Below are 13,780 nucleotides of genomic sequence, written 5' to 3'. Positions count from 1 at the left end.
GTGTTCTATTTTTAGGTATTTGGATATGTTAAATTATGTTTTTTAAGGTGTTCCAATACTATTTTGGCAACGCAATAGTTGCGGTACCAACGTTTGTCGGCTGCAATAATGTGCCATTGAGGGTCGTTGCAGTTGTTCATTAACATATTATAAGCCTCTCTGTAAACTTCCCATTGGCTGGCCGCTTTTTCGTCTTCGGCACTATATTTCCAGCGTTTATAAGGTTTGGTCTGTCTTTCTTTGATACGTTCTTTCTGTTCTTCTTTGGAGATATGAAGAAAAAATTTGAGTACATGAATGTTATTTTGCCTAAGATGCTGTTCCATATATTTTAATAGCTTGCAACGGTGTTCAAGTATTTCTTCTTCGAGGGAATTGGTAACCTTGGGTACCAGGATATCTTCATAATACGAGCGGTTAAAAACTTGTATCATGCCCTTTTGGGGAAAGTGCGGATAGACCCTCCACAGAAAGTCGTGCCTGAGCTCCTCTTCGGTCGGCTTTTTGAATGATTTTACATGAACACCCTGTGGATTCATGCCCTTAAGCGCATTACGAATCGTACCGTCTTTTCCAGAAGTATCCATTCCCTGCAAAATAATCAACAAGCCAAAGCGCCCATCGGCATAAAATTTGTTCTGAAGCTCAAAAAGTTCTTCCCGTATCCCTAACAATCTTTTTTTGGATTGTTTTTTTGAGCTACCTGCGGGAGGAAGGGTTGAAATTGTATTTAAGTCTATCATAGGTTACAGTTTTATCGTAATTTTCTTCGCATTGCTTCCGAGATATTTTCAGCATAGACCCCATAGGCATCTACCAAAAGCCCCTTTATACCATCTTTTGATGAAATGGCATAAAGAACACTGTTATCGTCTGTACTGCTCATACCTTCAAAACGATGGGTTTCATCCACATCAAAATCTTCGGGCTGAATTTCCATTTTCAGTGAGGCACATTGCAAGCATTCTGGTTTCAAGTTGAAATCATAGGTATATCCCCTGATCTGTAAATCATTAATTGCTTCTGATAGGGTGTCATAGTTTCTCATAATTTATGGTTTGTATGTCATCGTAAAATAGCTGCCGTCTTTCTCGGTAAATTTCTGGAATGATAACAAGTTCTCATTTGTAAGTTTTTCACTTGCAACATAGTCCAATTGTTTAATTCGTATACCAATGGCGTAGGCTTTAATATTGATTTTGGATTTGATTGTTTTCCCATTACCATTGGATTCCAACACCCGGTCATAAATTTTTATTTTGCTGTTAGAACCAAAGAAATTCAACAATCCGGAGTCGAAACTCATTTCGAGTTCGACACTATCCAAGTTCGACAGATCATAGAGTTCCTTGAAATTTTCAGAGGTCGTACTGATTTCGGTTTCCTTGGATTTTGGGTTCGAAAACGGAAAGGCCATTACCATTATACTGGCTTCATCGGGCTTGCAGCGATACGTCATGGTGTATTTGTCAGTAGATTTTTTGTCCTTGTCAAACAGTTCGGCAACCACTTCAACCTCATAATATCCATCGACTTCTTTTAGCTTTCCCGCCTTAAAGGTCTGCTTGTTCAGAAAGTCTCCATTTTTATTAAAACTTTCCCGTTCCACCCATCTATCGGACAATTGTCCGATCAACATTTTATTCTGTGCATATGCAGAAACGACCATAAAAATGAATACTGTAAAGTGCAATCCTATTTTCATTGATGGTGCATCAGTTCGTTTACTTCCTTGGCTATGGTATCGCTTAAATCAATTTTATTTGACTGATGTGGAATTGTATTGCAGGTAATGATATCCTTGACATGGGCATCCCAGAGATCTTGATAGGCATTCCCTGAAAATACGGCATGAATGCCAATGCATATTGCAGGTTTCATTCCCGTACTCTTCAAATGCTCCGTAGTATCTATCATGGTACGGGCCGTAGAGATGATATCGTCCACCAAAACAGGGGTCGCGTCCTTAAATTTGTCAACTTCAGGCACGGAGACTTCAACATCACGGTCACCATGGCGAGTCTTTTGTAAGACCGTGAAAGGTGCTCCCGCTTTTTTTGCCACATCTGCAACCCACTGCTCGCTTTCCGAATCGGGCCCGATCAGTACCGGATTATGGATATTTTCCTTGATGTATTTTGAGATTTCGTCAGCGGCATGGATGACTCTGTTCGGAATTCTATATACTTCGCCCAACGAATGTATCCGATGCAAATGGGGATCAATGGTGGTGATGCTATCTGCGAAACCCGAAATCAATTTCCCAAAAAAACCAGAAGTTACACCTTCACCTTCATTAAAAATCTTGTCTTGCCGCATATAGGCAAGATAGGGTGCTACCAAACAGGTACACATCGCACCAAGTGATTTTGCTGTTTGGCTTAAAAAATAGAGCGGTAATAGTTTTTCATCTGGTTCGTGTAAGGTACAGACCAAAACTACACATTTATCTTTTACATCGGAAAGTATGCGTGTATAGGATTCACCGTCCGGAAATTTTCTTATGTTGCATTCCCCGATTTCCGCTTTCATTTTTTTAGCCAACAACTCGGTGAGTTCCTGATTTCCGGGAAGACTGAATAATATAGTTTTCATTTTGTTTTTTATTTAATGGTTATGATATCGTTATGGCGATTTTTGTATTCTAAAGCATAGTTTAGCTCACCTTGTGATTCTGCAAAAAGCGTGTATAGTAAGCCGTCTTTTTCAACTTTATCATTTAAATGGACATTCAATGAAATTCCCGCAGATTTAGATTGGGGTGCACCTGAAAGTTTTGCGAGCTTCGCTATCTTTCTATTGTCAATACGCTTCAAAATCCCCGAAGTCTCCGCTCTGATTTCTGTTTTAAAAGGTGCCAAAACAGGTTGTGTAAAACGCCCCTGGGCTTTACAAATGGCAAGAAATTTTTCGTAGGCCTTACCAGATATAAGTACCTCTTTGGCGGTTTCCATTCCTTTTTCTTTTTCGACCTTTCCTGAAAGTTCTAACAGTTCTCCAGCCAACAGCACAACACGTTCCTTTAAGTCTTTGGGTGCATCTTCTTCATTTTTTAGCACATTCAATATGTCGATAGCTTCCAATGTTGGGCCGATGCCATAGCCTACAGGTTGAGAGCCATCTGTTATGATTGCTTTTACCTTCAGGCCGACAGCCTTACCGACATTTTCCAAATGATTTTTCAGCTTTTCAGCCATTTCCATACTACGAACTTTGGCAGTTTCACCTACAGGGATATCGATAACAACGTGAGTAGAACCAGCTGCAGCTTTTTTTGATAGTACGGAAGCTATTAGCTGCCCTTCACTGTCAATATCCAATGCTTTTTCAATTTTAATGAGCACATCATCTGCGGGACTTAGTTGGGCAGTACCGCCCCAAACAAAACAACCACCTTCTTGATTTACTACGTTCTCTATCTCGTCAGCAGAAAGCGCAACGTTGGTGAGAACTTCCATTGTGTCCGCCGTACCTGCTGGTGATGTAATGGCTCGGGACGATGTTTTGGGCATTGTAAGCCCGTAAGCGGCAACTATAGCCACTACCAAGGGGGTGGTTCGGTTTCCAGGCAATCCACCAATACAATGTTTATCCACAACTATTTCTTTGTTCCAGTTTAGTTGCTTTCCTGAAGCAATCATCGCTTTTGTTAGGTCGGATATTTCATCAATATCCATTCGGTCTCCTGCACAGGCTGTGATAAATGCTGAAAGATGGATATTTGAATAATCTCCCTCCACGATGTCTTTTATGATCTGATTATAGGCATCGTAATTGAGCTTTTGATTATAAATTTTTGCCCTTACGTGACTCAACGATTCAATAGGTTCCAAATGGGAAACATACAGCATATCATTTGGGGAAACATTCAGTTTTTTTGCAGCAGCGTCTGATAGACCTATCTCATTGGGCAACAGAATATCTGAATTTATGACATTGAGGCTTGCCACTATTGAACGGGTTACTTTAGCAACCCTTATCCTTGTGAGTGCCTCAAACCCTTCCGAAATACACACGAGGCAATCATCACGCATATATACCACATTTTCGTTTTGGGTATAGATACCAAGATGTTTATATTTTAAAATATTTGAATGTTGTTCCATGGCCTATACTATTTCTTCAATGCTGTATAATTGCGGTATTTCTGCTTTCCAGCTATAAGTTCTCTCAATGTCGTTTTTCAATGCCTTTGCACCTTCATTTTCACCGTGTACAATAAAAATCCGTTCAGGCGTGTTCTGTATCTTACTCATCCAACCCAAAAGTTCTTTATGGTCTGCATGCGCTGAAAGCCCTTCAATTTCAACAACTTCCATGTTAAAAGGAACCCATTTTCCATAAACTTTGAGTTCCTTGTCACCTTCCAGTAACTTCCTGCCACGTGTACCTTCGGCCTGATAACCTACAAATAGAAGGGTATTATTGGAGTTTTGAGCTTGGGTTTCAAGATAGTTAAGCATTCTTCCTCCAGTAAGCATTCCGCTTCCGGCAATGACAATTTTTGGTTTATTATCAGTCCGCAATTCCATAGTTTCACGATAACTGCTTACAACGGTAAAGTGCGAGCACATTTCATCACATTCATTGTCTTCTAATCTGTGCCAATCCCTTGTGCGGTGGAATAGTTCTAGTACATTAGTCCCCATAGGGCTGTCCATTATCATTTGCACTTTTGGTATTTTATTTTCCTTGAGCAATCTCCAAAAAATAAGCATCATAAGTTGGGCACGTTCTACCGAAAAGCTTGGGACAAATAGACTGCCACCTCTATCAAGGGTGTCATTGACCAGTTTTTCAATCTGTGGAATGGCTTCTTCTTCCTCTGGATGAAATCTTCCGCCATAAGTGGATTCAATAAACAGTACATCGGCCTTTTTCGGGTTTAATGGTGGGTATAACAGTAAATCATGGGTTCTACCTATATCTCCTGAAAAGACATAGCGTTTTCCATGTACATCCAAATCGATATAAGTTGCTCCCAAAATATGTCCATTGTATTGGAAACGGGCTTTTACGCCATCAAACAATGGAATCCATTGTGATTGCGGAACGCCCTTAAAATGTGGAACGGTTTTTTCAACATCCTTTAAGTCGTATAGTGGCTCTGCTGGGCTGTGCTTGGAATAACCTTCTTTATTGGCACGTTCGGCTTCCTGTTCCTGTATTTTAGCACTATCGTTCAGAATGATTTTGGCAATATCCAAGGTTGGATTTGTACCGTAAATAAAACCATTAAATCCTTGTTTGACCAATCTTGGTAGATAGCCTGTGTGGTCCATATGGCCGTGTGTGAGCAAAACCACATCAATCTCTGAAACGTTCACAGGGAGATATTCCCAGTTTTTGAGACGTAACTCTTTTAAGCCTTGAAACAATCCACAGTCAATCAGTATTTTTTTGTTTCCAGTATCCACTAAATATTTGGAACCGGTTACTGTACCAACCGCTCCCAAAAAATGGATGTTTATTTTATTATTTTTCATTTTTATAATATTTTTTTAGTGGCCACCACAGCAAGAAGGTGTGTTACTTTTGTCTTGAGTCGATTTGTACAACTCTACTATTTCATTATAAAGATTTCGCGAATCCTCTTTGATAAAAAGGGCTAACTTTTTAATGGATGAAGGTTCAAAGTTTACCATTTCCAATAGTATTTCCAAGGCTTCTTCAAGCAGTTTTGGGTCATCTTCCAATGCTTCGTAAAATGGTTCTAAATCAATACTCTTTTGTTTCTTTAATTCTTCTGTTTTCATGATAGTTATTTTTAAGATTTTATTTTTTTAATGGTTTTTGCACAGTGCTTCGGAATCCTCCAAAATCTTTTTGTGCCTTGTTTTATCTATTCCGATTTCATTTAGCAAAGTAGGTGTTTCGTGAAGCTCTTTGCAGAGCACAATGCCTTTATCCAATAATTTGGATTTCTCGGCCTTCGTCAAGGTTGTTAAAGAGGTTAAGGGATGTAGGCCGGATTTGTCTATGCGTTCTTTCAGACCGTTTCCTTCCGGATAATCCCAACTTGTAAGCATCAGCCCAACACAGGTGCCATATTGTATAGCATCAGTTGTAAAACGGGTGTTGGTGTACACTCCACCCTGATGAAACTTTGTTTTGTGGCCTTGCTGTTTTTCCCATTGTTTTTCGACATCCAAAAATCTTGAATGTATATATAGTGGAATCTTGACATTGCAAAACCTGCCTTGGTCGCTATGGTATTTGCATTCAATCATATAATGTTTCTTATCCTTTTGGGCAATGACATCTACTTCATGGGTCACACAGCTTCCCTGTATGATGCTACTGACTTGTGTCTGAAATCCTTCGTGTTCCAGCAATTTGCCGACAAACTTTTCAAAGGGGTAGCCTGAAGGCCCCAGTTCCATCAGCGCTTTTTTGAGTTTGTATTTTGATGCGCTTACCCGAGATTTCCTTTTCAACATCTTAAAGGCCATTTGATATATCTTCTTGGTGGTCATTCCGTCGAAAACGATGTCCTCAATATTTTTGACAATCTCATTAATTGTTATTTCATTCGCACCGGCCCGTTCCAATGACCGCCTTACTTTTTCCATTTGAAAAGGTGCCTTCTCGCCGCTTGCTTTTATAATTGTTATCTTATCCATTAATGTGTATTTTTTTAATATTGGCCAAAGCAAAGACGACCAAGAAAAAGCTTAGGAATATTTCGAGCATGACAACAAATCTGGCTACGTCTGAAGTAGGAACAATATCGCCGTAGCCCACCGTTGAAAATGTGATCACACTGAAATAAAAAAAGTGATACAAATTGTAGAGATACGAGTTCGAATAATCAGGAACGCCTTCAAATGTGGTATGGTTAAATTGGAAAAGACAAGCATAGTCGGTCGCATAGGAGAAAATGCTAATGATGATAATCAATCCAAAAACCCAAAGCAATCTCTCCAATGAATGACAGATCTTGATCAATTTTGACAAGCGTTTCAGGGTAGTTGCCGTTATCACAATGGTCTTTCCAAGTGCTGCCGCAACGATAATTATGTGGAATGGAAAAGAGGGGTGGTCTATCATCGACATCAAAACGACATACAGGATGCCTATTCCCAAAATGGTAACCAGGGGCAATACCGTTCTGTCCAACAATAATTTGTAGAAGGCTATTTCTCGTATTTGACCTAAGCTATCGGACATAGTGTTATACTTTTCAAATTTTGATAGTCATTACCGGCAGTGATGAATGGTTTGCAACCCCTTCAGCTATACTTTTTGAGAACAAACTCAAAAAACCTGTATTGCCATGTGTGCGCATGGCGATCAGGTCAGCTTTGTTTTGCTTCAAATAAGTGTTGATGCCCGTCTCCACCGTCATTTCGTTATAGACGTTCATAGAGAAATTCTTGAGTTTGGGAAAACCCTCCAAAAACTTTCGAATAGGGTCTAGGCCGAGGGCAATACTGTTACGGTCCGATTCTGTATTGATGCGCAAAAGGTGAATTTTTGCATTGCATTTTACTGCGATGGATAGTACCTCTTTAAAGGCATTGCCCACATCCTCCACAAAATCTGAAACGAAGACGATATCCTTGAAAGGAAACCTTACATCATCTTCTTTTACCACAATGACCGGAACATCAGATCTTCTTACCAAACGTTCGACGTTGCTTCCCAAAAGTTCCCGTACAATGCCCTTGGTGCCACTACTGCCCGCAATAATGAAATCATGGTCATAATGGCCAGAATGTTTCAGTATGTTTTCCTGGTCCACCTGAAATTGCAAAAAGGTCTGACATTTCAGGTTTTCTTGTTCGGCCTTTTTTTCCAATGCACGTAATGAGGCTTTTGCTGCCCCAATTTTTTTGAGGGTCTCCGGATATCGCTTTTCTTTTTGCTTATCCAATTTTACCCAATCCACCGGTGTTTTCAGCAAATGGAAAAAATGGATTTCTGCCTCGAAGAGCTTGGCCATCTTGATTCCAAACTCCGCCGCCTTATTGCAGTTCTCTGAAAAGTCTGTGGGTACCAATATGTTTTTCATCTTAACTATGATTTTATGGGTTGTTTCACTTCGTTTTTATTTCATTTCCTGAAACGGTTCCATTTTCGAAACAATCAATGTTATAAATGGTGGTTTCAGCAATGTTGGTCAAAGCCGTATTGGTCAAAAAAGCCTGGTGACTGGTAATCAAGACATTGGGAAAGGTCATTAATCGGGCAATTACATCATCTTGTAAAATCTCGTCGGAGTGGTCTTCAAAGAACAGCCCTTCTTCCTCTTCATACACATCAATACCGAAATAGCCGATTTTCCTTGATTTCAGTCCCTCTATGACCGCTTTGGTATCGACCAGCGCGCCCCTGCTCGTATTGATAAGCATTACCCCTTTTTTCATGCGTTCGATTTGTTCGGCACTGATGATATGCCTCGTTTCGGGGGTTAAGGGAACGTGGAGGCTTATGATGTCCGATTCGCTGCAGAGTGTTTGGCAGTCAGTGAATCGTACACCATACATTTCTTTCAATTCCTTATCCTCCTCTAGGTCGTATGCCAGTATCTTACAGCCAAAACCATATAGTATTTTGACCAGGACCGCACCAATTTTTCCCGTGCCCAATACCCCGACCGTTTTGCCGTTCAGGTCGAACCCTGTGAGTCCGTTCAGCGAGAAATTCATATCCCTGACCCTATTGTGGGCCCTAACCAGTTTTCTGTTCAATGCAAGTATCAACGCTATGGTGTGTTCGGCAATGGCATAGGGGGAATAGGCAGGAACCCTAGCTACTTTTATGTCCAATTCGGTAACTGCTGCCAAATCAACATGATTAAAACCAGCCGAACGCAATGCGATATTTTCTACGCCAATGACTTTTAGTTTTTTTAGTACATTCTTTGAGGCATCATCACCTGTAAATAAGCTAACTGTTTTAGAACCTTTAGCTAGAACAGCCGTTTCTTCTGTCAATCGAACATCAAGTAGTATTAATTGATGTTTATTATTATTTGCTTGAATTAGATAATGTTCTTCAAACTTGTGTGTGCTATATACTGTTGTGTTCATTTTGGTTTCTGCTATTAAAATCTCAATTTATCCAAGAATTAAGTACAATATAAAGGATGCCAAGAAGGACGACCGCCCCAAAGGCATAGCCCACTAGTCGCCCTGTTTTTTGAGAGCCTTTGAAAAAGGCAATGCCCAATTTCACGGTCATATTGCTCAGGGTCGCTGCAATGATGACATTCGATGCCAAAATCAGCTTTTCATTCTGCAAGGCAAATTTTGCCATACTGATGGTTATGGCATCGGTATCGGCCAAACCTGCTATCAATGCCGAATAATAAAGACCACTTTCGCCAAAAAATTTGTTTCCATAAAAAACCGAGAACAGGATGGCCACATAGATGCCGCCAAAACCGATCGCATTCCAGATGTTAAGTGGATTTCCCAAATTGATGTCGGTGTTCGGCTGATCGTCATCCTTCCGTATCAAAAGCAGGGAAGCTACGAGACAGACCACCGTAAGCAGGGCAAAGGGAATTGTAAGATAGTTCAGGATAGCAATATTGAAAATATAGGCAAGAGCCGCAAGTCTAGGGAACATAATCGCCGATGCTATAATGATACCCGCTGCGTATTTTTTTGAAAGCTCGGGAGACTCCTTACTTCTGGAGGCATAGATCCAAGCTACCGCCGTACTCGATATTAAACCGCCCAGAATAGCCGTCAACAAGATTCCCTTTTTTGATCCAACATATTTGACCAAAAAGTAGCCGATAAAGTTCAAAAAGGAAACAATGACTATAATAGCCCCTATCTCAAAAGGGTTCAGAAGGCCCTCTGGCCCATAATCCTTATCGGGCAGAAACGGTAATATCAAAAGTGCAATGATTGAGAATTTGATAAAGGCAAACAGTTCTTCGGATGTGATATTCTTTATGAACGAGCGGAAGGTGGTCTTTAGGGATAACAACGTAACCACAATTACGGCCGTGGCAATAGACTCTTTGTACAAATGGCCCGAAACCATAACACCAAGAATAAATGTGGCAATCAAAGCGAGATTTGTGGTATTACCGGTCATGGAATGTTTCTGCACAATGGACAAATGGCTGATGGCAAAGAACAAAATAATGGTCGCCAAACTAACAATGACAAGCCAAGAGGTATAAGTCTCGTTCAAACTGCCCAACATAAAACCGATTATGGCCGTTATCGGAAATGTTCGAATACCGGCAAACCCCTGCTCATCCTTTAGCTTGTCATATTCCCTTTCCAGTCCAAGGATAAGACCTATACCCGTGCTTAGGAGTACCCCCAGAATGTAGGGGCTTAATAGCTCACTTATGTTTTGATGTGTTTGCATTATTTTTTTCTTTCCCTTGTAACTATTATCATTTCATTAATTCCTTTCAGGGTCACAATTCCTTTCAGCTGCCCGTCATCCAAGACCGTGGCAAACTGGGAATTGTTAGACATGAGCTTTTCGTACACCTGCTGTAGGGGCATATTTGTGTCTACTGTTACAAAATCTTTTCTCATAAGATCGGATACATAGGAATCATTGCCATATGAGGAAAGCCCCTTGATCAGGTCCTTTCGTGTCAGCACGCCATGCACATGATTATTTTCTGTGACCAAAAAAACCTCTTCTTGGGTACTTTGCAATATCTGCACCAGGTTTCCCAAGGTTTCCGTGGGCGATAAACAGGTATATTGTGCAATCAAAACATCCTTTACGGTAAATCCGACCAGAGCAGATTTGCCACTTTCGTGCATTTGCTCGACTCCGGCACCTAGATAGATGAACAGGCCAATAAAAACCAACCAGAAATTAGAGAAAAAACCAAGAAAAACGAATACTATGGCTAAAAACTGGCCTACCCGTGCGGCAATGGTCGTTGCTTTCAGCTTATCTAACCTGAATGCCAATAGTGCCCTCAACACTCTTCCACCGTCCATTGGAAAAGCTGGTATCAAATTAAAGACCGCAAGGATCACATTGGCAGCCATGATGTTAAACCAGAAATCTTCACTGCTCATGTGGTCTATTTTCGAAATTGGCAACAGTTCATCGTTAACGTAGAGAAGAACAAAAAGGGTCCCGGCAATCACAATATTTACTACAGGGCCGGCCAGTGCCACCACCAGTTCCTGGGCAGGTTTATCCGGCATTCTATTGAGACTGGCGACGCCACCAATGGGATAGAGCGTAATATCACGCGTTGGGATATTATATTTTTTGGCCGCGAGCGCATGGCCAAATTCGTGTAGGACAACGCAGGCAAAGAGAACGATGATGAAAAATGCTCCCTTTATGCCTTCTGTCCAACCATGGCCCATTTCAAAATGCATCATGAATATCCATCCGACAATGATCCAAAACGTCCAGTGGACGAAGACCTTGATGCCCGCATAGCTTCCAATAAAGAGGGACCATTTTTTCATGTGTTCTGTATTTTAAGGGTTTTTGATCTGTACGCCAGCACTATCACCAAACCGTATCCTAACAGGGCAAGAAGGAATACAAATCTATAACCGTAAAGGATGGAAATGACAACGGCAAAGATCGAGGCGGCAACGCCTGCCACGCTTGATATACCCAATAAATAGGGAATGCTTTTCTTCTCTTTCAGGGAGGAGGCCTTTTTCAGCAATACCGGAAAAGGGATTCCTATAAAGAAAGACGGAAGCAGCAAAAATAGGGCGATCCAGAATTCAGATAGTTGTTTATACCATATAGGGAGCAGTACGTAAACGGTTAGTAAGGAAACCAAAATAATCAAGACCGTGTATGTGATGAGCTTTCGGGAAAGATTTTTTTTGAAAGCCCCCGTCACAAGGCTGCCCAAGCCATTGCCCAACAAAAATGTAAAAAGCAGCAATGAAAAAGACTGTGATGGATTGGAAAGTTTTAAGTTGAGTACCTGAAAAAGATATCCCTGTACGAGGATATATGAGAACCCCAACAAAAAGGAAACGAGTGCCCAGGCCCTAAATTTTCTTCGCATATATAAAGAGGTGCTTTCTGAAAAAGAGACCGATTTCCATCCGTTCATATGATTGAAAATGAACCACCCGATGATGAACAGACCAAGCCATAAAGGGGTGGTCATGGCATCGGGTAGGCCATTGTTGTAATTAAAAAAATAGGGGGAATCATCGGAAACCGGACTCAAGTTTATGGAAGCGGCTTTCCAAAGTTCATCATACGCATAAGATCCGTTGGAGATATCGTACAACAGTTTGTCGAACATGAACCATTGATAGTTTACGTTCTGCACGATGGTGTCCAAACTTTCCTGTCTGATATACGGAAAATAAAACGGCTCCTTGTCCAATCCATAATAGTGTGCGGTATTATGTGCCTCCTCCATTGTTTTTTGTTCAAAAGGGTTCTTTTTAATGACCAATACAGGGTTCATTTCGTCGGAATAGATATACACCTTTTTTAACGCCTCTATTTGATTGACCCCCATCCGATCCTGGAGCTCCAAAAAGTTCGCCAACATTTTATATACCTCCTGCCTTCCGTGCATCGTAAAATAGATGGCCCCGTCTTCCGTTAAACCATCCAAATAATCGGCAAGTGCCTCCATGGTGAACAGATAGTTCTCGGTAAGTCCATAAAAATCGGTGCCCCTTGAACTTTTGGTCACCGGAATGGTCAATATGATGGCATCAAATTTTCCCTTGTTCTCAATTATGAAATTTCTTCCTTCGTTCACATGTACCTTTATGTTCTCCTTATCGAGGAAGGTAGAGGGATTGTATTTTTCCATCAATGCTACAAAGGAAGGGTTGACCTCTGCTGCCTCGATATATTTAAAGCCCATGAAGTATGTTGTGGCAATATCTATTCCACCACCGGGACCTATTATCAGCACCGAATCCTTTTCCTTTTCGCTTAAAAAGTTCAAAGCAAATACGGCCGGAAATCCGGATAATACTTTTCTCATTTTAACAGTATCCTTTGCAAGTTCATCGATATCGATAACTTTGGTTCCCGCAGCAGCATCTATAAACATTGATTTGGACACGGTACCATCAGGATATGTGAACTTTACAAGATCCGTCTGACCAAAAGCACTCCAGCGGCTTTCGATTTTTTCGCTTTTAAAAGCGGGGTTGGCCATCAATCGGTACAAATCCTTGGACGGGTCTTTGGCAACGGGTATAGTGAAGTTCAGGGCATCTTTTGCAAATCCCATTAGAAAAATAACGCCAAGCACTAAGGGGGCCAGTATTTTTGAATAACGGTTCTTGTGTGCTATCAAGGCTACTACCAGGGCCAGCAGCAGTAACCCTATAGCAATCGCCACCACCTGTGCCAAGCCAAACGTGTTGAGCAAAAAAACGGAGGTGAGTGCACCTGTGGCCGCCCCTATAAGGTCTAAGGCATATAAGGTTGACAAGTGCCGATTATCCGTTTCAAAAATATGGGCATAGACTATTCCGATGGCCATGAACGGAATAGTTGACAAGAATATAAAAATGGGCAGGCCAAAATCAGTGGACGACGAAACGCCCAGTTGTGAAAGGCTGAGCAAAAGGGCAAAACTGAGAAACATCGTGACGGACGGTAGTGCCATCCACCAAAGCCATGAATGATTAATCATCTTGGAATATTTGGCATACGTGATCTGGCCAATACCCAAACCCAGTATGGAAAATGCAATGATAATGAGGACGAAATGAAAACTAAGAAGGTACGAGAACAGTCTTGACAGACTTATCTCGAAGACTATGGTAGCCGCAGTCAGCAAGAAAATAATCGCTATGTTGGTCGACGCTCTTTTCATTGTAAT

14 protein-coding genes are annotated in these 13,780 nt (G+C 41.1%); all 14 read right to left on the bottom strand.

Annotated features, from left to right (window positions below):
- Nucleotides 1-11: 11 nt before the first annotated feature.
- Genes J0656_RS17675 through J0656_RS17610 form a run of 14 tightly spaced genes read right to left on the bottom strand, consistent with a single transcriptional unit; the run spans nucleotide 12 to nucleotide 13,774 of the window.
- Entirely contained in the window at nucleotides 12-743 is a 732-nt protein-coding gene (locus J0656_RS17675) for a PPK2 family polyphosphate kinase (RefSeq protein WP_036378977.1), read from the bottom strand.
- A gap of 11 nt (nucleotides 744-754) precedes the next feature.
- Nucleotides 755-1,048, bottom strand: coding sequence for a hypothetical protein (locus J0656_RS17670; protein WP_036378974.1), 294 nt, complete (start codon nucleotides 1,046-1,048; stop codon nucleotides 755-757).
- 3 nt (nucleotides 1,049-1,051) lie between these two features.
- Nucleotides 1,052-1,705 carry a hypothetical protein gene (locus tag J0656_RS17665; RefSeq protein WP_051947118.1) on the bottom strand — a complete coding sequence of 218 codons (654 nt, stop codon included), beginning with the start codon at nucleotides 1,703-1,705 and terminating at the stop codon, nucleotides 1,052-1,054.
- Nucleotides 1,702-2,595, bottom strand: coding sequence for a ribose-phosphate pyrophosphokinase (locus tag J0656_RS17660; protein ID WP_036378972.1), 894 nt, complete (start codon nucleotides 2,593-2,595; stop codon nucleotides 1,702-1,704). The genes J0656_RS17665 and J0656_RS17660 overlap by 4 nt, the downstream gene beginning before the upstream one ends.
- A gap of 8 nt (nucleotides 2,596-2,603) precedes the next feature.
- Complete coding sequence (locus J0656_RS17655; RefSeq protein ID WP_036378969.1) at nucleotides 2,604-4,106, bottom strand: thymidine phosphorylase family protein; 1,503 nt, start codon at nucleotides 4,104-4,106, stop codon at nucleotides 2,604-2,606.
- Nucleotides 4,107-4,109: 3 nt separating this feature from the next.
- Nucleotides 4,110-5,486, bottom strand: coding sequence for an MBL fold metallo-hydrolase RNA specificity domain-containing protein (locus J0656_RS17650; protein ID WP_036378967.1), 1,377 nt, complete (start codon nucleotides 5,484-5,486; stop codon nucleotides 4,110-4,112).
- A 15-nt stretch (nucleotides 5,487-5,501) separates the two neighbouring features.
- Nucleotides 5,502-5,756 (bottom strand): hypothetical protein, encoded by a 255-nt coding sequence (locus tag J0656_RS17645; protein WP_136565982.1) that lies wholly within the window; start codon nucleotides 5,754-5,756, stop codon nucleotides 5,502-5,504.
- 27 nt (nucleotides 5,757-5,783) lie between these two features.
- The gene (locus J0656_RS17640) at nucleotides 5,784-6,623 is read right to left on the bottom strand and encodes an ATP cone domain-containing protein (RefSeq protein ID WP_036378964.1); all 840 of its coding nucleotides are present in this window, start codon (nucleotides 6,621-6,623) and stop codon (nucleotides 5,784-5,786) included.
- The gene (locus tag J0656_RS17635) at nucleotides 6,616-7,170 is read right to left on the bottom strand and encodes a potassium channel family protein (protein ID WP_051947117.1); all 555 of its coding nucleotides are present in this window, start codon (nucleotides 7,168-7,170) and stop codon (nucleotides 6,616-6,618) included. The genes J0656_RS17640 and J0656_RS17635 overlap by 8 nt, the downstream gene beginning before the upstream one ends.
- A gap of 13 nt (nucleotides 7,171-7,183) precedes the next feature.
- Nucleotides 7,184-8,014: a universal stress protein gene (locus J0656_RS17630; RefSeq protein ID WP_036378961.1), complete on the bottom strand. Its 831-nt coding sequence runs from the start codon at nucleotides 8,012-8,014 to the stop codon at nucleotides 7,184-7,186.
- Nucleotides 8,015-8,039: 25 nt separating this feature from the next.
- Nucleotides 8,040-9,035, bottom strand: a complete 996-nt coding sequence (locus J0656_RS17625; RefSeq protein WP_036378959.1) for a 2-hydroxyacid dehydrogenase — start codon at nucleotides 9,033-9,035, stop codon at nucleotides 8,040-8,042.
- A 22-nt stretch (nucleotides 9,036-9,057) separates the two neighbouring features.
- Nucleotides 9,058-10,338 carry an MgtC/SapB family protein gene (locus J0656_RS17620; protein WP_036378956.1) on the bottom strand — a complete coding sequence of 427 codons (1,281 nt, stop codon included), beginning with the start codon at nucleotides 10,336-10,338 and terminating at the stop codon, nucleotides 9,058-9,060.
- Nucleotides 10,338-11,420, bottom strand: a complete 1,083-nt coding sequence (locus J0656_RS17615; protein ID WP_207036272.1) for a site-2 protease family protein — start codon at nucleotides 11,418-11,420, stop codon at nucleotides 10,338-10,340. Before J0656_RS17615 ends, J0656_RS17620 begins: the two co-directional genes overlap by 1 nt.
- Nucleotides 11,417-13,774, bottom strand: a complete 2,358-nt coding sequence (locus J0656_RS17610) for a hypothetical protein (protein ID WP_207036270.1) — start codon at nucleotides 13,772-13,774, stop codon at nucleotides 11,417-11,419. The genes J0656_RS17615 and J0656_RS17610 overlap by 4 nt, the downstream gene beginning before the upstream one ends.
- Between the last annotated feature and the right edge of the window lie 6 nt (nucleotides 13,775-13,780).

Origin of the sequence: Flagellimonas aurea (assembly GCF_017313785.1) — a bacterium.
In the GTDB taxonomy this organism is placed as follows: domain Bacteria; phylum Bacteroidota; class Bacteroidia; order Flavobacteriales; family Flavobacteriaceae; genus Flagellimonas; species Flagellimonas aurea.
This window is presented reverse-complemented; position numbering and strand designations above follow the sequence as displayed.